The sequence below is a fragment of the Xenorhabdus thuongxuanensis genome (assembly GCF_001908095.1).
GTDB classification, from domain to species: Bacteria; Pseudomonadota; Gammaproteobacteria; order Enterobacterales; family Enterobacteriaceae; genus Xenorhabdus; species Xenorhabdus thuongxuanensis.
Window position 1 is genome coordinate 24,188 of record NZ_MKGR01000020.1, and the last position, 21,195, is coordinate 45,382.

General features: G+C 44.2%; 17 protein-coding genes and 4 tRNA genes. 5 read left to right on the forward strand and 16 right to left on the reverse strand.

The window, feature by feature from the left end; genetic code table 11:
- Positions 1 to 11 precede the first annotated feature (11 nt).
- Genes uvrD through lptM form a run of 6 tightly spaced genes read right to left on the reverse strand, consistent with a single transcriptional unit; the run spans position 12 to position 5,670 of the window.
- The gene (uvrD, locus tag Xentx_RS12980; protein WP_074020655.1) at positions 12 to 2,177 is read right to left on the reverse strand and encodes a DNA helicase II; all 2,166 of its coding nucleotides are present in this window, start codon (positions 2,175 to 2,177) and stop codon (positions 12 to 14) included.
- A 46-nt stretch (positions 2,178 to 2,223) separates the two neighbouring features.
- A complete protein-coding gene (gene yigB / locus Xentx_RS12985) occupies positions 2,224 to 2,940 on the reverse strand; it encodes a 5-amino-6-(5-phospho-D-ribitylamino)uracil phosphatase YigB (RefSeq protein ID WP_074020656.1) in 717 nt (238 codons plus the stop codon).
- Entirely contained in the window at positions 2,940 to 3,854 is a 915-nt protein-coding gene (xerC, locus tag Xentx_RS12990) for a tyrosine recombinase XerC (RefSeq protein WP_074020657.1), read from the reverse strand. The genes yigB and xerC overlap by 1 nt, the downstream gene beginning before the upstream one ends.
- A complete protein-coding gene (locus tag Xentx_RS12995; RefSeq protein ID WP_074020658.1) occupies positions 3,851 to 4,555 on the reverse strand; it encodes a DUF484 domain-containing protein in 705 nt (234 codons plus the stop codon). The genes xerC and Xentx_RS12995 overlap by 4 nt, the downstream gene beginning before the upstream one ends.
- 48 nt (positions 4,556 to 4,603) lie before the next feature.
- Complete coding sequence (gene dapF / locus Xentx_RS13000; protein ID WP_074020659.1) at positions 4,604 to 5,428, reverse strand: diaminopimelate epimerase; 825 nt, start codon at positions 5,426 to 5,428, stop codon at positions 4,604 to 4,606.
- Between the two features lie 44 nt (positions 5,429 to 5,472).
- Positions 5,473 to 5,670 carry an LPS translocon maturation chaperone LptM gene (gene lptM, locus Xentx_RS13005; RefSeq protein WP_074020660.1) on the reverse strand — a complete coding sequence of 66 codons (198 nt, stop codon included), beginning with the start codon at positions 5,668 to 5,670 and terminating at the stop codon, positions 5,473 to 5,475.
- Positions 5,671 to 5,748: 78 nt separating this feature from the next.
- On the opposite strand from lptM, the gene cyaY reads away from it, so the two are divergent.
- A complete protein-coding gene (gene cyaY / locus Xentx_RS13010; protein ID WP_074020661.1) occupies positions 5,749 to 6,069 on the forward strand; it encodes an iron donor protein CyaY in 321 nt (106 codons plus the stop codon).
- A gap of 115 nt (positions 6,070 to 6,184) precedes the next feature.
- Here the strand turns inward: cyaY and Xentx_RS13015 are convergent, their stop codons facing one another.
- Positions 6,185 to 8,797, reverse strand: coding sequence for a class I adenylate cyclase (locus Xentx_RS13015; protein ID WP_074020662.1), 2,613 nt, complete (start codon positions 8,795 to 8,797; stop codon positions 6,185 to 6,187).
- 729 nt (positions 8,798 to 9,526) lie between these two features.
- Between Xentx_RS13015 and hemC the strand changes: the two genes are divergently transcribed.
- The 4 genes from hemC to hemY are packed head-to-tail and all read left to right on the forward strand — an operon-like array spanning position 9,527 to position 13,630.
- Positions 9,527 to 10,468 (forward strand): hydroxymethylbilane synthase, encoded by a 942-nt coding sequence (hemC, locus tag Xentx_RS13020; protein ID WP_074020663.1) that lies wholly within the window; start codon positions 9,527 to 9,529, stop codon positions 10,466 to 10,468.
- Positions 10,465 to 11,205 (forward strand): uroporphyrinogen-III synthase, encoded by a 741-nt coding sequence (gene hemD / locus Xentx_RS13025; RefSeq protein ID WP_074020664.1) that lies wholly within the window; start codon positions 10,465 to 10,467, stop codon positions 11,203 to 11,205. Before hemC ends, hemD begins: the two co-directional genes overlap by 4 nt.
- A 20-nt stretch (positions 11,206 to 11,225) precedes the next feature.
- A complete protein-coding gene (hemX, locus tag Xentx_RS13030) occupies positions 11,226 to 12,422 on the forward strand; it encodes a uroporphyrinogen-III C-methyltransferase (protein ID WP_074020665.1) in 1,197 nt (398 codons plus the stop codon).
- Between the two features lie 2 nt (positions 12,423 to 12,424).
- The gene (gene hemY, locus Xentx_RS13035; RefSeq protein WP_074020666.1) at positions 12,425 to 13,630 is read left to right on the forward strand and encodes a protoheme IX biogenesis protein HemY; all 1,206 of its coding nucleotides are present in this window, start codon (positions 12,425 to 12,427) and stop codon (positions 13,628 to 13,630) included.
- 777 nt (positions 13,631 to 14,407) lie between these two features.
- Here the strand turns inward: hemY and Xentx_RS13040 are convergent.
- The 9 genes from Xentx_RS13040 to wzxE form a co-directional block, all read right to left on the reverse strand.
- Positions 14,408 to 14,484, reverse strand: a tRNA-Pro gene (locus Xentx_RS13040).
- A 23-nt stretch (positions 14,485 to 14,507) separates the two neighbouring features.
- Positions 14,508 to 14,594, reverse strand: a tRNA-Leu gene (locus Xentx_RS13045).
- Between the two features lie 15 nt (positions 14,595 to 14,609).
- Positions 14,610 to 14,685, reverse strand: a tRNA-His gene (locus tag Xentx_RS13050).
- A gap of 102 nt (positions 14,686 to 14,787) precedes the next feature.
- A tRNA-Arg gene (locus tag Xentx_RS13055) sits at positions 14,788 to 14,864 on the reverse strand.
- Between the two features lie 172 nt (positions 14,865 to 15,036).
- The gene (gene thrP, locus Xentx_RS13060; protein WP_074020667.1) at positions 15,037 to 16,410 is read right to left on the reverse strand and encodes a bifunctional threonine/serine APC transporter ThrP; all 1,374 of its coding nucleotides are present in this window, start codon (positions 16,408 to 16,410) and stop codon (positions 15,037 to 15,039) included.
- Positions 16,411 to 16,680: 270 nt separating this feature from the next.
- Positions 16,681 to 17,418: a lipopolysaccharide N-acetylmannosaminouronosyltransferase gene (gene wecG / locus Xentx_RS13065; RefSeq protein ID WP_074020668.1), complete on the reverse strand. Its 738-nt coding sequence runs from the start codon at positions 17,416 to 17,418 to the stop codon at positions 16,681 to 16,683.
- Complete coding sequence (wzyE, locus tag Xentx_RS13070) at positions 17,405 to 18,832, reverse strand: ECA oligosaccharide polymerase (RefSeq protein WP_074020669.1); 1,428 nt, start codon at positions 18,830 to 18,832, stop codon at positions 17,405 to 17,407. The genes wecG and wzyE overlap by 14 nt, the downstream gene beginning before the upstream one ends.
- 2 nt (positions 18,833 to 18,834) lie before the next feature.
- Positions 18,835 to 19,947, reverse strand: coding sequence for a TDP-N-acetylfucosamine:lipid II N-acetylfucosaminyltransferase (locus Xentx_RS13075; protein WP_074020670.1), 1,113 nt, complete (start codon positions 19,945 to 19,947; stop codon positions 18,835 to 18,837).
- Positions 19,944 to 21,194, reverse strand: coding sequence for a lipid III flippase WzxE (wzxE, locus tag Xentx_RS13080; RefSeq protein WP_074020671.1), 1,251 nt, complete (start codon positions 21,192 to 21,194; stop codon positions 19,944 to 19,946). The genes Xentx_RS13075 and wzxE overlap by 4 nt, the downstream gene beginning before the upstream one ends.
- Position 21,195: the final 1 nt, after the last annotated feature.

Below are 21,195 nucleotides of genomic sequence, written 5' to 3' on the forward strand. Positions count from 1 at the left end.
ATTCAACCGGATTATTGGCCTGTTTCAAGTCTGGCATAAGCGGCCACCAGCCACTTAATACCTTCACCCTGAAACGCGATTTGCAAGCGGCAATGTTCCCCACTGCCTTCTATATTGATAATCGTCCCTTCACCAAATTTAGGATGGCGCACACGCTGTCCAAGAGCATAACCACTATCATTAGCACTGATAGGCGTGCCCAGCCGTTTGTGGCTGACCGGACGAGATACCGTTGCCCGCAAGCGAACTTCTGCCACGCATTCTGTCGGTAATTCTCCAATAAAACGAGATGGGCGGTGATGCACTTCCTTGCCATATAAACGACGGCTTTCCGCATAAGTCAGTGTCAGTTTTTCCATCGCCCTAGTAACGCCTACATAAGCCAAACGACGCTCTTCTTCCAGCCGACCGCCTTCGTCAATGGACATCTGACTCGGAAACATGCCCTCTTCCATACCCACAATAAAGACTTGCGGGAATTCCAGACCCTTCGCCGAATGCAAGGTCATCAGTTGCACCGCATCCTGATAGGCATCCGCCTGACTTTCTCCCGATTCAAGCACGGCGTGGGAAAGAAAGGCTTGCAATGGCAGCAGGTTTTCATCTTCGTTCTGATAGCTGAATTGGCGGGTTGCTGTGACCAGTTCTTCAAGGTTTTCGATACGTGCCTGCGCCTTTTCGCCTTTTTCCTGTTGATACATCGCCCATAGGCCAGAATCACGGATAATGCGATCGGTCTGCACATGCAATGGCATTTCCTGCGTTTCTGTTTCCAGCGCATCCACCAATTCGATGAAGCGTTGCAACGCAGATGCCGCACGGCCAGCCAGCACTTTTTCCTGTATCAATACCAGGCTACTTTCCCACAAGGTTTTTTGTTGATCCCGCGCCGCTTGGCGCACAACATCAAGTGTCCTGTCGCCAATGCCACGTGTTGGTGTATTCACCACACGCTCAAAAGCGGCATCGTCGTGACGGTTTGCTACCAAACGCAAGTAGGACAAGGCATCTTTGATTTCCTGACGTTCGAAGAAACGCTGGCCACCATAAATTCGGTAAGGCATGGAAGCCTGTAACAAGGCTTCTTCTAAGACTCGGGATTGGGCATTGCTTCGATACAGGATCGCACACTCTTTCAGTGCTCCGCCATTATCCAACCAATGCTTGATACGGCCGACAACATAACGGGACTCATCCAATTCATTGAAGGCGCAATAAAGTGAAATTGGCTCTCCCTCGCGCCCTTCTGTCCACAAGTTCTTACCTAAACGATCACTATTATGGGCAATCAGGGCATTGGCAGCTTTAAGGATATTACTGGTCGAACGGTAATTCTGTTCCAAACGGAGCGTTTCCGCTCCCTGAAAATCCTTGAGAAAACGCTGGATATTTTCTACCTGCGCACCACGCCAGCCATAAATGGACTGGTCATCGTCCCCGACAATCATGACCTTGCCGCTATCGCCAGCCAGGAGGCGAATCCAGGCGTATTGAATGCTGTTGGTATCCTGAAATTCATCCACCAAAATATTGGTGAAACGTTCACGATAGTGTTGCAGGATCTGCGGCTTGTTCAGCCAAAGTTCATGGGCGCGTAGCAATAATTCCGCAAAATCCACCAGCCCTGCACGGTCACACGCTTCCTGATAAGCCTGGTAGATTTTCAGCCAGATTGCCTCTACCGGATTGCCATAACTTTCAATGTGCTGTGGACGCAATCCTTCATCTTTTTTGCCATTGATGTACCACATCCCCTGACGAGCTGGCCACTGTTTGTCATCCAGATTCATCGCTTTAATAATGCGTTTGATGAGGCGGTGCTGATCTTCGCTATCAAGGATCTGGAAATCCTGCGGTAAATTTGCATCAAGGTGATGGGCGCGCAACAAGCGATGAGCAAGACTATGGAATGTGCCGATCCACATTCCGCCCTGACTGGTGCCAATCAGGTTTTCAATCCGGTGCCGCATCTCAGCAGCAGCTTTATTAGTAAACGTGACCGCCATGATGGAAAACGGCGAGGCATTTTCAACTGACAGTAACCAGGCAATCCGATGAACCAGTACGCGCGTTTTACCACTGCCAGCGCCAGCCAGCACTAACATATTACTACGGGGAGCTGCGACCGCTTCACGTTGTTTATCATTGAGGCTTTCGAGCAGATAAGAAACGTCCATAATTACCGTCAGTTGTTAATATTTTTATATAGATTTCAATTTGAAATTATATCAGTGCTACCAAAGAAGCCAAATCAGAAATCTCAATATGTGGCACCAGACGCCCCTCAGACTCCTGCATCAAGTTTTTATTTTCGATGTTGATCCAACAGGCTTGCATACCACTGCAAAGTGCTCCTTCTACATCGGTATGCAGATTATCCCCCACATGCAGGAGCTGATTTATCGGTAGGTTGAGCCGCTCTGCTGCAAGCTGATACATATCAGGGTAAGGTTTGGAGCGCCCATCTATGCCCGCTTTCAATACAAATTCAAAATAAGGAGCAAGCCCACATGCAGAAGGTTCAGCGTTCCCATTAGTAATTGCCACTAACGGCATTTTTTCCGCCAGTATGGACAAAGTCTTATGGGTAGATTCTGGAACAGTGATTTGGTTACGCCAGTACATAAAACAAGACATTATTTCATTCGTACCACGTACGGCCTCTTCATCATTGAAGCCCTGTTGGGTAAACATGAGTTCTGCGGATTGCCGGCGCCATGAAGTTACATCATGATAAATATCGGGTTCCTGTTCAAGAACCGCCTGGCGGTATACATGCAGATCTTCATGCCCAAAGTGACCGAATTTGGCATCGTACTGCCTGATAAAACACAACACTTCTTTTTCGGTTTTATCGATTACAGGATGGTTATCGTAAAGCGTATCATCCAGATCGAATGTCATCGCAGCAAACGGCGCGATAGGCCGATAAAAACGCATTATGATTTCCCTCGTTTGGCTCTGGGGTGGGCCACATCATAGACTTTGGTCAAATGCTGAAAGTCCAAATGGGTATAGATCTGGGTGGTCGACAGGTTCGCGTGACCAAGTAATTCCTGCACTGCTCGCAGATCGCCACTGGACTCCAGAATATGTGTGGCAAAAGAGTGACGCAATTTATGAGGGTTAATATGGCTGCTAACACCTTGCCGAATCCCCCACTGTTCAAATCGTTTCTGTACGTTACGGGCAGAGAGACGTTTTCCGCTTTTGGTGGAAATGAAAACCGCATCATCTTCCGGCTCAAGTAATTCCCGCATTTCCAGCCAACGCTGGAGCCATTCCTGCGCCATACGGCCGAACGGTACTTTACGTTCTTTGCTACCCTTCCCTTGTACCCAAACTTCCCCTCCTTCCAAATCCAAATGGCGATAATCCAAACCTACCAGTTCAGACAAACGCAATCCCGCTCCGTACATCACTTCCAGCATGGTTCTGTCACGCACTGACAACGGATCGTTCAGATTAATATTGAGCAGTTGGTTAACTTCATCTACATCCATGTTTTTAGGTAAGTGGCGTTTTTTACGGGGGGTACTGACGGTTTTAGCCGGATTAGCTGCCAACTTATTTTGCATTACCATCCAGTCAAGAAAACTACGCAAAGAAGAAAAACGCAACGCAATGCTGGCAGACTGCAATCCTGCCCGACGACTGCGGGAGGCAAACATTCTGACTTTAGCCGGATCTAACTCCTGCCATTCACGTATCCCCATTTCCAGTGACATTTCCGCCAAGACTGTCAAATGGCGTCGATAGTTAGTTATCGTAACAGGACTTAAACGTCTCTCAACCCGCAAATAGTGCAAAAAACCTTCCACGGGCGCTAACAGTAAATCTATCGGCTGAGTCATGCGCGTTCAACCCAACGGGACAACAAGCCTGGCAACAGCTTCGCCAAATGGTCGAGAATGTCAGTTCCCATGTCTTCGTGATAGTGCTGTTTATCATGGCTATTGAAAATGACCATGCCCAAATCCCCCCGTGATCCTAAAAGGGAAATCGCCACTGAGCCAACATGGCGTGCCTGTGGCATCAATAATAAAATCTCCGGGCCATGCAATCGGCCAAGATAATGATTTTTTTCCCCAAATCGCTTAATGCGAACGGATTCAAAAGCTTGGCGAGAAATAGCCAGCTCCGGCACATTCAATGGTGCGCCAAGATGCCATTTATCACTGAATAACCGAATATAACTGTTACTCAATCCCAATGTTTTCGACCATAAACTTAAGCAGGAAAGAAAGTCCTGTAAGCTCTTGGCACCAGAGAGATCTGACAGTAGTTGCAATAAGCAGATGAACAGCACTTCATTCTGTTTCGCCTGCTCTATCAAATGGTTCAGATCGTCTTCCAAATAACAGATACGTTTCCTCTGGCGGTTCATATGCCATTCCATTAGAGAGACACATTCCCGTACTGGATGAGGAACTCTTATCTTATCGACCATATTGGCATTACGGATAAAAAAATCTGGATTATTCAACAAATAATCTACAACTGCTTGATCATCCAGCTTGTTTCCGTTGTGCAATGGATCGTCTTTTTCACCCATTTTCCAATGCCCCATATTTCAAGAGAGACTCAACAAACACAGAATCAATCACAAATGAATCGTACCATCATAAACATGGGTTGCAGGCCCAGTCATAAAAAGTGGTTTGCCCGGCCCATCCCAGCGAATTTGCAGTGTCCCACCCGGAAGATCAACCCGAACCTGATTATCCAGCAGATCTTGCTGGATACCGATAGCTACTGCGGCACATGCACCACTGCCACATGCCCGAGTTTCACCAGCGCCACGCTCATAGACACGCAAGCGAATATGACCCCGATTTATTACCTGCATGAAACCAATATTGGCTCGTTCAGGAAAACGCTCATGGCTTTCCAACACGGGTCCCAATATTCCCACTTCGGCAGTGTCCACATCCTCAACCTGTATGACACAATGGGGATTTCCCATCGACACAACCCCACAAAGCACCGTACGTTCGATTGCACGGATGATATAGGTTTTCTCAGCCTTATTGGCACGAAAAGGAATATGCTGCGGCTCAAAGTCCGGCTCTCCCATGTTGACACAAACTTGATCATCATTTGTGATGCTTAATATCATTCGACCCGCTTGCGTGCTGACTTTGATATCACGTTTATTGGTCAACCCCTTGAGACGAACAAAACGGGCAAAGCAACGTGCCCCATTACCACACTGGGAAACTTCACTGCCATCAGCATTAAAAATGCGGTAGTGAAAGTCTAAGTCAGGATCATAGGGAGCTTCAACAACCAAAAGTTGATCAAAGCCCACCCCAGTATTCCGGTTAGCCAGACGGCAAATTAACTCTGGAGAAAAATAAACATTTTGGGTCACTGCATCAACGACCATAAAGTCATTGCCAAGACCATGCATTTTGGAGAACTGCATATATGTACGGCTCCAAGAGAAATCACATTACCGAATCACTATCATTAAACATTCATCGATATATTGTCTTTTAATAAGCTGTTTTTAAATAATTTTTCTGGCTTAACCTTATCCATTTTGTGCATAGGTACTTGTGTTGCAGATGTTTCCGCAGGAGGAAAATAAAGGGGACCTTTCAAGCCACAACCCGCCAGAGAAAGTAATGTTATGATAGCCAGTGACCAACGAAGTTGTTTTTTCATTATATTAATGCCTGTGATTCATGCGCCAATACTCTCTATAATCGCAGCTAGGCCCTGAAAAGCAAATAGGAAATAAACATGAAAGATAGCGAATTTCATCAATTAGCTGATCAATTGATGCTTCATCTTGAAGAGCAACTGGATAATTACGATGGTGATGCGTATATCGACTATGAAACAAACGGCGGAGTGATGACGCTAAGTTTTGAAAACGGCAGCAAAATCATTATTAACCGCCAAGAGCCTTTCCATCAGATATGGCTGGCAACCAAGAATGGAGGCTACCATTTCAATTATCGGGATAGCCAGTGGATTTGTGACCGCAGTGGTAATGGTTTTATCTCTATGCTGGCACAAGCTATTACTGAGCAAAGCGGTGAGCCATTCCAATTTGCGTGACTATATTTCATCAAAAACAGCTTTATTTCATCAAAACCCAATAAAAACAATTAGTCAACGAAAGATATCTAATAAAAGCGCCTGATAAAACAGGCGCTTAGGGTAGTTGACAATATCAATAGTGATACAGCGAACGATAAGGATCATGTGCCCCACATGTTTTATCAAGGCACTCGTCAGCATAGAGCCTTGTATCATTCGCTTCTATATCATCCACTGGGTACACTCCCTCTATAAATGGAGTGACATGGATACGCTCACCTTTCTTAACAATTTGATAGAACTGCGGCAAGTTGAAATTGATAAAACTAGAGCCATAAGTAAAACGATCATGCGATGATGAATAAAATCGGCTGATATCTCGCACCAACTCTTCTTTACTGCCTTCACAATGGGAATAAATTTCCACCCGATTGGATTCATCAAGAATATAAATATTGAACCCTTGTTTGTTTTCAATATCTTCGAAAAAAAACTGGATAATTCCTTCGCAGGCAAAACCGTCTATTACCGACGGTAAGTGTTTTTCTTTGGTGTCAATTTTGACTGGCAAACCATGCAATTTGGTATTGGAAATCGCACCATAGAATTCCACTGCATTTTCCAATTTTTGCACCGAAACGTTTAGCCGTTCAAAGAATAACCCCCATGTTTGCCCTGCAATCCGTAATGCCTTGAAACGGTTTGGATCTTGTCGGTTGCTGGACAGGCGTAACTCTATACATTCCGAAACTAATTGCTGAATACGTGTGCGGATCAATCCATGCAAGTGCTTGCTATAACAGAATACTTCAACATCAGATGGCGGTGCGGCATCTCGATGCATTTTGCCCAATATAGTCTTCAATGCTTCCAATACCGATTGTTCGCCACTGAAATGCAAGGTTCTCACTTCATTCCATGAATTGCGGTAAAGCAAATCAATGCTACCTACCAAACATTGCTGCAACTCGCCAAAACTAAAAACATTCAGGTTCCTTAAATCAAAATGAACGACTTGCTCAGAAAATGCAGCCGTTGGATCTTGCTCTAAATTGACAACGATCGCCAAGTGGCGGATTTCACAAGGGCTGTATAGTGCTTTTGGGGCGGGGGCAGGTAAACGGATTGGGAAATGAACGGCAATGTCATCCACCAAATTACATAATTTCTGCCTGTCACACTGAGATCCCCCGTGATGAATATGGAGTCGAGTTTCTTTCGTTAGCAGGCCATTGAAATAGGTCCAGGAAACTAATTTATTCAGATAGCGATTGTATTCCAATGGTTGATGACCAATGATCGATTCAATCGTGGGGGCATGGTTGTAAAGATACCAACCACTGCGGTTTACCCGTCCCGGAGGGACATAAATGAAGGTCAAATCCTTTTCTGACAGATCTGGTGATATCTGGGGATTCACCAAAGTCACTTTACCGGGCAATGCTTCAAAAGCCGCATACAATTTTCGGGTCAATACACCAATATCTTGCGGGCTGGCACTCACACTTAAATTATTGCGGCGGGCAAAGCGTATTAAGTTGCGATAACTCTGCATCATGGTATCAAGCAATTCATTATGGGCATCACGTACCTGCTCAATTTTCCATGAATTACGGTTATCTAACATGACCAGTTTATTTTCATCCCAACCCCATTCACGCACCAACTGGGACATAACCTGACGACGCCATCCTGTACAGCCTTTGTCATTCTGGCCTACCAATAATTTCTCGCATACCTTCAGATAAAAACAACGACGCGCTAAATCAAGGCGCGCAAGGTCATTAGTGGCAGTCAGATAGCGGGTTACACGCTCCAGCATCATGCTATAAGCATCGAGGCCAAAAGAAACAATCGCACCATCATGAAAATATTGCTTCATTTCCATCGCCAGAAGTTTTCCATTGGGATACTCCCATGAATAAGCTTCCAACAGCAGGCTTTTCAATACAGCCTTATAAGGAGAGTCCACGCTCTTGTAAAGTTGCCAGAGACTCGCCCCAAAATATTCTTCTGCGGATAATTCACCCAAGCCGCCCAGATCCAACCATTCATTTGGCGTCAACACACCTTGGGCATAGAGAGAAAGGACGTACTCATCATAATGAACTTCCTCTTCCACCGGAACCATTGCCCATAATAAGCGTTTGCCAGCCATACAAACCGCTGTGCGATAAAATTCATCAAGCAGAAGGATATGTTGGGTAGAACCACAATCTTCACCGTTCAAACTGCCAGAGGCATTATGCCGAAAACGGTTTTCATCAATCAGAAAAAAAGTAACCTCAGTACCCAGTGAAGCCGCCCACTGTTCTATCAAGGTACATTTTTGTTCCAATAAAGCTTTTTCGTCACTATCCAACCAGGATTGATGGCAAACCCAAATATCCAAATCAGAAGAACAACTTTGCCCGATAGAAGAGGTACTGCCCATGGAGTAAATTCCCGTTATCGGTAATTCACCATTAGATGCATGTGACGATACATCTGGCAGGATACCGGTAAGCAGGCAATCCAGATCATTAATCCAAAACTGCTGTGCTTCATCAGGCATAAAAAAGCAAACACCATGAGGAACATCGCTTTTGATATAACCTGGCATCATTGGATGATGATAATGTAATAATACTGGAATTAAACTATAAACTTGCTTGAAAGCATCACTCATTAAGCTAGTGGCGCGTTCTAATCTAAGTTGGTTAATTGCATCCAGTCGCTGCTTCAGCGTTTCAATATAGAGATACAAGAGTTTCGCCTGATATCAGTTCCAGTGCCTAAAGTAGTCCCCTGTTTCCGATAACGCATGGTATTACAAGATTATTTAAAATTATTTTTACAAACTTATTGTCGGAAACGTGATCAATTTAACACCTTGCAATCAAAGCGTAAAGTACGCAATACCATCTTTTCTCTTCGCCTGCAATAGCCGAAATATAATTAACTCTTTGTAAAATATTAAGTTAATCACAAAATAGACACTATAATATGCTTTTTTAGCATAACTATTATCGTTGATTATTTTTCATATCTCAGTTGTAAAGCATTGTAAATACATCACTATTTCATAAATATTTAACTGAATAATATTTTTCTTATTGTTAAATATTTTCACCACTTTTTATCATTAAGCTAAGCACAAATTTCAATTTGCTTTTAAATCAATCTCTTTGTTTATTTTCTTCATTAAAATAAAATATTATTTTAATATTTAAAATTATTTTTATTTTATAACCTGTATATCCATATACTATTTTGATTTTCTCTGGCTTTTTCGTAACTGGAAAAAAAATCATTGAGATGTTAAAACTGGCACTATTTTCTCACTAACTGATAGCTAAAAATCATTATTTCCCATCGATTCAAATTGCACAGCAGTCAATACAGCGGTCAATAAAGCAACAAATTTGTAAGATGAAGAATATGGAAGCCATTAGTTAATACAGTTACCCAATATACTTACCTAATATATTTATCCATGACAATGAAAACCATTCGCATCGCTACCCGCCAAAGCCCATTAGCTATGTGGCAAGCGCAATATGTTCAAAAGCAACTGAAACACTTCCATCCAGAACTGCAAGTAGAGCTGGTTCCAATGGTTACACGCGGCGATATTATTCTCGATACCCCATTGGCAAAAGTGGGAGGTAAGGGGTTATTTGTGAAGGAATTAGAGCTGGCTCTGCTTGAAAAGCGGGCTGATATTGCCGTCCACTCCATGAAAGATGTCCCTGTCGAATTTCCTGATGGTTTGGGATTGGTCACAATCTGCGAACGGGATGATCCACGGGATGCTTTTGTTTCAGTAAAATACACCTCGCTCGATGACCTACCTGCTGGAAGTGTTGTTGGTACATCCAGTTTACGCCGCCAATGCCAAATCCGTCAGCTACGCCCTGATCTTACTGTTCGTGACTTGCGTGGTAATGTCGGTACCCGCCTGAACAAGCTCGATAACGGCGATTATGATGCCATTATTCTTGCAACAGCGGGTCTGAAACGATTGGGGCTGGAAGAACGCATTCGTATGCCATTAGAGCCTGAGTTATTGCTGCCAGCCGTCGGCCAAGGAGCGGTAGGTATTGAATGTCGGCTCGATGATCGTCAAACCCGTGAACTGTTGTCACCCTTGAACCACGCAAGAACAGAAGTTTGTGTTCTTGCTGAAAGAGCGATGAACACCCGCCTTGAAGGGGGCTGCCAGGTACCAATTGGCAGTTATGCCATCTGGCAGGGAGAGAATATTTGGCTACGCGCGCTAGTAGGTTCCCCTGATGGCACAGTGATCGTACGCGGTGAAAGAGTAGTATCACCCAAAGAAGCTCATCAAGCGGGTATCGCATTGGCGGAAGAGTTATTGGAGAAGGGCGCACGCCAGATTCTGGCTAGCGTATACCAGAGGAACCTACCGAAATGAGTATTTTGATCACCCGCCCTGTCCCCGCAGGAGAGGAATTGGTCAAGCGACTGCGGTCTATTGGAAAATCAGCCTTCAGCGCCCCCCTCATCGAAATTCATCCGGGGGCAGATTTGCCATTACTGCCACAAAAACTGCAATGGCTGTCTGCGGAAGATCTGGTTTTTCTATTATCAAAAAATGCCGTTCATTATGCCAATGAACAGCTTATTCAAGCAGGCCAGTCATGGCCTGAACAGTTATCTTATTATGGGATTGGCAAATCAACTTCCCTGATGTTTCAGCAATTAACTGGATTAGAAATCGCCTACTCTAAGCAGGGGGAAACCAGTGAAGATCTACTTCAACTCCCCACTTTACAGACAATGGGCAATAAAAAGATTTTATTGCTACGAGGCAATGGTGGCCGTGAAGTGATTGCCTCCACATTAAGACTCCGTGGAGGTGAAGTAGATTACTGTGAATGTTATTCACGCCAGCCAGTCAAATACGATATAGCCTATTTCAGTCGTCAATGGCAGCAATGTGGTATAAAAACCATCGTTGTTACAAGTGGCGAAATACTGCAACTGTTATATAACTTAGTAACTGATAGCAATGGAAAAGCATGGTTACTGAATTGCAAGCTGATTGTAGTCAGCAAACGTCTTGCTGATATCGCCCGAACTTTGGGCTGGCAAACAATAAAAGTAGCCAAGAGTGCAGATAATGACGCCTTAATCCAGGCACTGGAATAAATTAATATGGGATGTCCACTATGACGGAACAAAAACAATCTACCGATGCGGTTGAGACAAAACGCCCTCAGCAGCCTGCAACGGCTCCCCATAAACCCAAGAGTTATGGATGGGTGGGTAATACGCTCTCAATTGCCATTTCTTTGGCGATAGGCGTTGGTGGTCTTTATATTTATTATCATGGTCAACAACAGAATGCAGCATTAAAAGCCGAAAATCTCGCTCTTCAACAAGAGATTGCCTCTCTGACACAACAGCAGTCTGCCAATAAGCAAAACTTTGACTCCAAACTCCAAGAGCTGGAAGATTCCTTACAACAAGCCAATTCACAAAACCAGCGGCTGGATGGTAGCATTGCAGAGCTTCAAAACCGAGTTTCAGCATTTTCAAATACTGACATCGAAAACTGGCGACTGGCGCAGGCAAGCTCTTTCGTTAAAATGGCGGGCCGAAAAGTATGGAGCGAACAGGATATTACTACTGCCCTCGCCTTGCTGAAAGATGCCGACCAGAACCTGGCCGAAATGGATGATCCCAGCCTGTTCTATGCCCGTAAAGCTATTATGGCAGATATCGATTCCCTGACCAAAATCAAACAGATTGATTTAGACGGTATTATCCTGATGCTGAATCAGCTATCAAACCAAGTCGATCACTTACACCTTGCCAATAAAGTTGAACAAGCCACATCGGAGAAGGAAAACGATCATGGGATCACTGCTTCCCTCTCTGATTGGCGCCAGAACCTGAGCAATAGCTGGCACAGCTTTATGGATAACTTCGTTACCATTACTCCACGTGATAACAGCAAAGAGCCGCTGCTGGCACCTAACCAAGGTGTTTACCTACGCGAGAATATTCGTTCCAAATTACTGATTGCTGCGCAGGCGGTTCCTCGTCATCAGGTTAAAATTTATCAGGACGCATTGGAAGATGTTCAATCCTGGGTGAATGCCTATTTTGATACCTCTTACCCTGAGGCAGAGAGCTTTTTAACAAACGTTGCTTCACTGCAAAAGAGACCGTTATCCATCGATATTCCTGAACAACTAAACAGCCAACCAATATTGGCAGAGCTGGTTCGTAAACGTATCTATAACTTACCGCATGCTAAGCAACTCCAAACAGGTTCCCAACCTGAAATTCAGCCTGAGGCACAATCACGGTCGACGGCAGAAACCACCGATCAGGCAAAAACCCCCGTTAAGGAGAACTGAACATGCTGAAGATATTCTTACTGTTCATTATCCTTATTGTGGGGATAGTAGTTGGCCCCTTGATGTCAGGTCATCAAGGATATGTTTTGATCCAGACGGACAGATCCAATATCACCACCAGTATCACCGGTCTGGTGATTATCTTCCTTCTGCTGCAATTCCTGCTGATTTTTATCGGCTGGTGTTATCGCCGCTTAAAACGTACCAGTACATTCACTCATAGCTGGATCTTTGGTGGATATAAACGTAATCGTGCTCGTTCACAAACCAAACAGGCGCTGCTGAAATTCGCTGAAGGGGACTTCAAGCAAGTTGAACTCCTGATGGCTCGCAATGCTGACCATGCAGAACTTCCTGTCGTGAATTATCTGCTGGCGGCAGAGGCAGCCCAACGGCGCGGTGATTATTTCCGCACCAACCAATATATTGAACAAGCAGCAGAAGTTGCTGATAAGGATCTGCTCCCCGTCGATATTACCCGTGTCCGTGTCCAATTGGCACAAGGTGAAATTCATGCCGCACGCGTTGGCGTGGACAAGCTGTTGAATTATGTCCCTCGTCACCCTGAAGTGTTGCGATTGGCGGAACAGGCTTACTCTCTTTCAGGTGATTATCAATCCCTGATTGATATTTTTCCTTCCATGCTGAAAGCTAATCTGCACAGTGAAGAAGAAATTCTTAAATTGCGTCAGCAAGCCTATATCGGATTAATGAATCAGGTTATGGCAGAGAAAGGCGGTACGGGGCTGAAAATATGGTGGAAAGATCAAAGCCGCAAAATTCGCAATGACATTGTGCTGCAAGTCGCCATAGCCGAGCATTTGATTGAATGCAATGATCACGAGACTGCCCAGCAAATCATTTTGGACGGATTAAAACAGCACTACGATGAACGTCTGCTACTATTAATTCCCCACCTTAAGACAAGTGATTCTGAAGCCATACAGAAGATCCTCTCTCACCTGTTAAAGCAACATGGTGCAACTCCATTGCTCAATAGTACACTGGGACAAGTTGCCTTGCGCCATGGTGAATGGGCGAATGCTGAGTCAGCATTTAAAGCAGCGCTTGCACAGCGACCAGATGCTCATGATTATGCATGGCTTGCCGATGCACTGGACAAATTGCAAAAACGTGAAGAAGCCACCCAAACCCGCAATAAAGGCTTTATGCTGACCTTGAAGCGTGATAGCGAAGTCGAAGTATAAAAGCGCGGAGGCACGCCTCAGTTAACGATGAAATATATGGAATGCAATTGAGTCGTTAACCGAGGTGCATTCACCATTAGAGCTCATGGCAAACTGCCTGAAGCCTATCCTTACTTTTCTACAGACAAAAAAAACACCTATCAAAGGAGACAGGTGTATAAATATAATCAGGTCTACAGACGGATAGTGCCTCACTCAACGTTGTGTCCGGTTTGCGATGAAAAGGCAGATGCTTACTCATCTATAACGTGGACCATAGGCACCGACAATCAGCTCTACATCATCCCGAGATTTATGAAGTCATATGCTGTCATAAGGAGTGGGATGAGCATCTACGATTTTAATTTTTGCATTTTACGTGCCAACTTTTTCAATCAGGATAGATTTTTCTTACCCAAGGTTTGACCGGCTTTCCATAATAGATAACCTAATTTTCACCAAATATCGTTAAAAATACCGTCTCTCATTTGAGACGCCTTTCGAACCATTTACACATAGTAAATATAAATCATATAGTTAAGCGTCTCCTATTTGAGACATTAAGTGATACTGTTTGTCGTTGAAATACAACACTAATACAAAAATATATTTTAAAACATCATGTTAATGCATTAATAACAACAATAGCATTCGATTTCTTGATTAAATATCAAACAGAAATTAAGAGGAAATAAAAAGGGAAAATTTTTTATCAGCAGGAAAAATAGGAAGAAAAGAAAGTAATTAAGAAGTAGCTAGAATGGAAAAACCCCGTGATAGTGGGATTTTCTCAGAATTTGGTCGGCGAGAGAGGATTCGAACCTCCGACCCACTGGTCCCAAACCAGTTGCGCTACCAAGCTGCGCTACTCGCCGAAATATATTTTTTATCTTTCTTATGGTGCGAAGGGGGGGACTTGAACCCCCACGTCCGTAAGGACACTAACACCTGAAGCTAGCGCGTCTACCAATTCCGCCACCCTCGCGTTTCATAAAAAAGATGGGGTGGCTAACGAGACTCGAACTCGCGACAACTGGAATCACAATCCAGGGCTCTACCAACTGAGCTATAGCCACCATAACAGCTATCTTTTTACATAGCGCTAATTCATACAGCGCTACATTACAACAAACGCCAAACCACGATAACCCATTACCACTGCTCTTGCACGCTTTAAATGGCGCGCCCGACAGGATTCGAACCTGAGACCTCTGCCTCCGGAGGGCAGCGCTCTATCCAGCTGAGCTACGGGCGCTTAACGCCGTTGCGGTGGAGGATAGTACGGATTTAACGTCGTACTGTCCAGTGCTTTTTTAAAAGAAATGATGCGTTTGATTATGCTTTGCTCATTTAGCTGATAAAGCCAGCACTTTCCCACCGCAGTATTACCATAAATCGTTTTTTAAATTAAAAACCAATCGATAAAATTATATCGATTTTTTAGATGAATAAAATTTCATCAACCAATAAATTAATGACACTACCGACAAAAATATTCCCCCCACTATCAGTGAGAAACGTGTATCCGTGTTAATTGCCATCCCCACTAATACACAGCACAGGAAAATCAATGTCAGGTAATTGACATAAGGGAACAGAATCGATTTAAACCGATGCTGTTTTATGGCTTCCTCATGATGCTTACGGAAACGCAATTGGCTGACTAGAATCACAAACCATGGAACCATGCCAGGCAATACACTGGCACTATAAACGTAAACAAATACTGACTGCGGATTTGGTATCATATAATTCAGGCTGGAACCTGCAATCAAGCAACCAATTGTAATTGCAATACATCTTACCGGCACACCATTTTTCGACAGCTTCAGCAATGAAGCAGGCAATTGACGGTTTTGCGCCAAGGCATACAGCATTCTGCCACCGCTGTACATTCCGCTATTACATCCTGATAACGCAGCAGTTAGCACAACAAAGTTAATCACCGCGGCCGCGGAAGCAATACCAACTTTAGAAAAAGTCATCACAAACGGGCTACCATGTGCACCAACTTCTGTCCACGGGAACAACGTTACAACAATAAAAATGGCACCAACATAAAAAATCAGGATACGCCACAAGATATTGTTGATCGCTTTTTTAAGGGTTACTTGTGGTTTTTTTGCTTCACCGGCAGTAATACCAACCAGCTCTACCCCCTGATAGGAAGCGACCACAATACAAAGGGCAAATAAGAAGCCTTTCCATCCACCGGAGAAGAAACCACCATGTGAGGTCAGGTTATCCAAACCAATAGGTTGCCAGTCATTGCCCAAACCGAAGAAAATCAAACCAACGCCAATCAGGATCATCACAATAATCGTTGTGACTTTGATCATGGCAAACCAAAACTCCAGCTCACCATACAGCCTCACTGCCGCCAAGTTAGCTAAGGCAACCAATCCAACCGCTACCAGTGCCGAAACCCATTGAGGCAATTCCGGAAACCAGAATTCAGCATAGACGCCAACAGCAGTAATCTCTGAGATCCCGACAGAAACCCACATGAACCAATAACCCCATGCGGTCAGGCACCCCCAATAAGGACTTAGGTACTTATGCCCAAAAGCAGCAAATGAACCTGTTACAGGTTCAAGGAACAACATTTCTCCCATGGAACGCATAATGAAAAAAACAAAAAGCCCAGCAATAATGTAAGCCAGCAGAACAGAAGGACCGGCCCATTTCAAGGTACTGGCTGATCCCATGAACAACCCTACGCCGATTGTGCCACCTAGCGCAATCAGCTCAATATGACGTGCCTCAAGTCCCCTTTGCAGGCTCTGTTTTGAATCACTCATAAAACTCCCTATCCACTTTTATGATGTCTATACTTGCAAACAGAAAAATACAGGAATTGATAATCAATCGTTGTAAAAAAGGCTGGGATCAAAACACGTTTTGCCGATCAGTGAAATAAAAAAATTATAAAAATAAGGCTTGCAAGAGTGGATTTGAAAATAAGCAGCTCAAACAACAAGCTATTGGTAAACCTAAAGACAGAAATAAAATAAAGCAAAAACCTGCTGCATATGCTCAATGCAACAGGTAGAAACAGAGAAATTTCGGGACTAAAGTTTGCCACCGTAATAATAGCCAAGGAATTTCAATAGCTTTATTTGCCTACGGATACGGCTTGGCTGAGAGAGCAAGCGATACAACCACTCCAACCCTAGATCCTGCCAGACTTTTGGTGCTCGTTTAACATGACCAGTAAAGGCATCATAGGTTCCTCCAACGCCCATATACAGTGCATCTGGATGTACCTTACGGCAGTCACGCATAAAAACTTCCTGTTTAGGCGATCCCATTGCTACAGTAATAATTGCCGCACCACTGGCATGAATCCGCTCAAATACATCATCACGCGTTTCTGGTGTAAAATACCCATCTTGGCTGCCCACGATATTGACATTCCACTGGATACGTAGTTTGTTCTCAGTCTGAGTCAAGATATCGGGTTTTCCGCCGATTAAAAAGACCGGAGTACCCTCACGCCCAGCCCGTTCCATCAAGGCTTCCCACAAATCAGCTCCCGCAATACGCGATACATCCGCATCAGGGTACTTACGGCGAATGGCACGTACGATACTAATACCATCTGCGTATAAATATTCAGCCTCACCCAGCAATGTATTCAGTGTATTGTCTTTCTCTGCCGTGAGTACTTTTTCTGCGTTAATCGCAACCAACGTACCTACTTTTACCTGTCCATTCAGGAAAAGGTGGTCGAGGAAATGCGACATACCGCGGAATCCCCAGATATCGAAACCACGAATATGGTATTTGGGAATGTTATTCAACACCATTTTTTTTCCTTACATCCAAAATAACAGATGTTTTTCGCGAAGTAGGCAAATTACTGACCACAAGCTTTCGAATCAGCCCAGCACTTTCAAACAGCCAATACAGCAATTTCGCCGCAACCAGACATAGACCAAAGACAATACAAAAGAACACCACCCTAGAAACAAAAGAATCTACACCTTCACGGGCAAGCACAATCATGTTAAAAATGGCGCCAAAGCAGAAAGCCTGCAAAATTGCTGCTTTATAGCGATTGCTTTCCTGTTTTCCTGCTTCATAAATCCAGTCAAACCACTTAATAATAAAACCGACTGCAATCGCCCCCAGAGGGATAAAGAATACCCCCCCCATCACCACAAGAGAGCCAATCAGTGTTGGGGAAATCGCAAGACCAGAGCGGTTATTCAGTACATCCCAGGTGAAATAGTTAGCTGTATTCCAGACGAAGTTGGGTCTGTCCGGCCATACCCAACCAGGAATGAAAACATAAAAATCACGGATAATCGGCGCCAGACCCTGAAAATCTATTTTGCTGTAATTATCCAACAGCAGAGCCAAATTTTCCCACGGCGAGAAAGTATCCCGCGTGAGATACAGGAAAGTATAAAATGCTTCTGCCCCACTGACTTCCAGACTATAGCGCTTCAACGCTAGCCAGAACATGCCGACAATTCCCATCGCACCCGCAATAAACAACACCCACAGCGTGATCCAACCACGAACAATCCCGATAAACAGGAACAATGCAAATGCGATAATGATATTAGCTCGCGTTCCCCCAACGATCACATACGTCAGGATGCCAAATCCCACCGTTCCTACCAAAAAGCACAACCATCGTACTTTGGTCGGTTTTAAGAAAAAAACGACCAGCATGGCAGGAATAAAGAAATAGAAAAATCGCTTGAGCGCCACACCGGAAACCTGGCTGGAAAATATCTGGTTATAAGACTGTAATTTAAACAGCAAAAATCCGTTCTGCATAAAGAACGAACCTACCGTAACAATAGCAATGCCGGCAAGCAGTAACCATGTCAGATTAGTTTCCACCCGATTCATCGTAAATAGGGGCTTACGCGGCGCAGTCACCGTTAAGTTTTCACGTCTTATATTATCGTTGGACCGTATTTTGTAAGTAAGTCGTGTTTTATAAGCCACATAGTAAATGGCATAAAAACAGCCAGACGCCAACATCGCATGTAACAATGAATCTACAGGCACCACTGCCACATCAAACTGAAATACCAGCAGGCTGGTCAATGGAAAACCAAAATAGAATGTCAGCAGATACAACAATGAGAAAAAGACATTAAAGTTAAAGCGGACACGTCGAAATTCCTGATACGTCAAGGCCAGGATAAAAGCCACCGAAATCACGTAAACAACAAAAAGCCCACCGAATTGTGTCAAGGTCATTGCTACTCTCCAGATGCTTCCGACAGGGCGGTTTTCCACCCCTCCATGAAATTGGGATCAAAAAAAGCAATCGCCTTTTTATCGAGGGACAGCATCTGGCGCTGTGCTTCCTGCACCCAGTGTTTATTAAGCTCATCACCGTCAAACAGAACAGGGATCTGCTGTTCCGTTAAATCATGCCAGAATGGATTTTGACGGCTCAGAACAAATGGAATACCAAATTGAATCAGCAGACAGAGTGTTCCAATACCCTGCTGACGATTGAAAATGAAATAACCCAAATCGCATTGGCGCAACAATGATAAGTATTCATCAAAGGCTATTTGATCTTTTAAGATACGAACATTTTGCGCTGGAAATAACGACAAGGCAGTTTGCTCCACGCTCTGGATATAGGCTTGATTATTATCAGGATAGCCCATTGGAATTAGCACCCTTGCCTCATCGCCAAATTGGTTGTGGATATTCTGCAAGGCTTCAATATGACGGTTTGATTGATCCCCCGAATTCCCCAGTAAGATGGTAATTCCTTCCGATGAGAATTTTTTCTCCGTCACCGTCAGCGCAGGCTCCATCCGAGTAGGGAAATAGAGCAGTGATGATGGCACATCGGGTTTGGCCGGATTTGAACACAAGGCACCATATTGGGAACCCTTCTGGAAAAAGTACCGGAGATCACCATGCGTGGCAAAAATATGCCCCACCCGCTTCTGTGCCAAACGACGAATCAGATAGAACAAACGGAATTTCAGTTGGCGGGATTCTTCATAGAGATCGGCTCCCCAAACATGCCAGAAGAATTGGTGCCGCTTAATTTTTCCCATTAATAAAGCCAACCACAAAGCAGCATTAAACTGACCGTGGAAAAAGAAGCGGACTGTTTTGTTTGCCTTCGCTTTCTCTATTACTGCCTGCGATAAGGCAGATTTGCTGTGATAAAGAGAAATAGTCAAGTTAGGGTAATTTGATAACCATGTGTGGTCTTTAGACACCACCATAAAACACGGTTTGGCGGAGAAATGTATTTCCTGTGCCAAGACGTCATTAAAGAAATGCAGTAACGTTTGATTGTGATGTGGGATATCCGATCCCAAAACGTGAATTAGGGTTGTCATGCTCGCCTGCGGTAAATAATAAATACGCTACAACAAAGAATGAAATAAACAATGTAAGTTACCATATATGACTGGGCAGCCCCCAATGCCCCATTTGCCGGTATCAGCCAATGGGAAAAACCCGTCAGTAAAAGGAATTGGCTCACTTCAGTCAATATATAAAAACGCAGTGCAGCTTTCGCTATCACCAGATAACCAAAAACATAAGCGCCAACTTTCAACACGTCACCCACTAACTGCCACGCAAACAGCTCCCGCATAGCGATAAATTTGTCTGAAAACAACAGCCAAATCACGAAATCACGCAACAACCAGACAGAGAAACTGGCAGCAGCTACAGCAGGCAAGACAAATTTCAAAGCCTTCACAATTTCGCGAGTAATTTCTTGCTTATTCTTCAGACGAGAAAGAATCGGCAATAGATAGACAGTGAAAGAAGCGGTGATAAATTGTAAATAAGCATCCGAAATACTGCTTACCCCCTGCCAAATCCCGACCTCTTCCCAGCTATAACGCGTTGCCAGTAAATTTCGCATCATGACATAAGCAACGGGCAATGTAATGGAAGTCAGCAACGCCATAAGGGTAAATTTGCCCAGATTGCTGGCAATTGCACGATCCCACATAGGCTTCAAGACAGAAAATGTAATAACCTTGCGATGCAGTATCAGCAAACCGGCAGGTAAAACCACCAATGCCGGTACTAATGCCAAGCCTGCCAATGCCCCTTCATAGCCTCCTAACCAATAGCAGAGGCCATAAGCCAACATGCCTGTCAGACTACCCAAAATAATGGCTAACGCGTTTCCCTTAGCATCACTAAACCCTTTCAAGATTGCCAGAAAATAGTTGGCATAAGCGATACCCATTTGAATAAATGCGAGCGCCTGCACAACAGTTTTGTAATGGGTGTGACCAAATAGGTTAATACTGATGATTTCACTGAACAAAAGGAAGATCACTGCCAATAAGGTCGAAAACCCCAGAATTATCAAGGAAGATGTACCCAATATCGCCCTAAGCTTTTCCGGTTGTTGATGATGTTCCGCTACATATTTTGTGACACCATTAAAAATCCCTGCCCCAGAGAGTACACCTAATACAGTAATGAGTTGGCGAAAATTACCTGCTTGCCCAACACCTGTTGGGCCAAAAGATACCGCCAAAAGTTTAATGATCAGCAACCCCACACCGATCTTGATCAGTGTGGAGCCTGCTGTCCAAACAGAAGCTTTAGCAAGTGACATA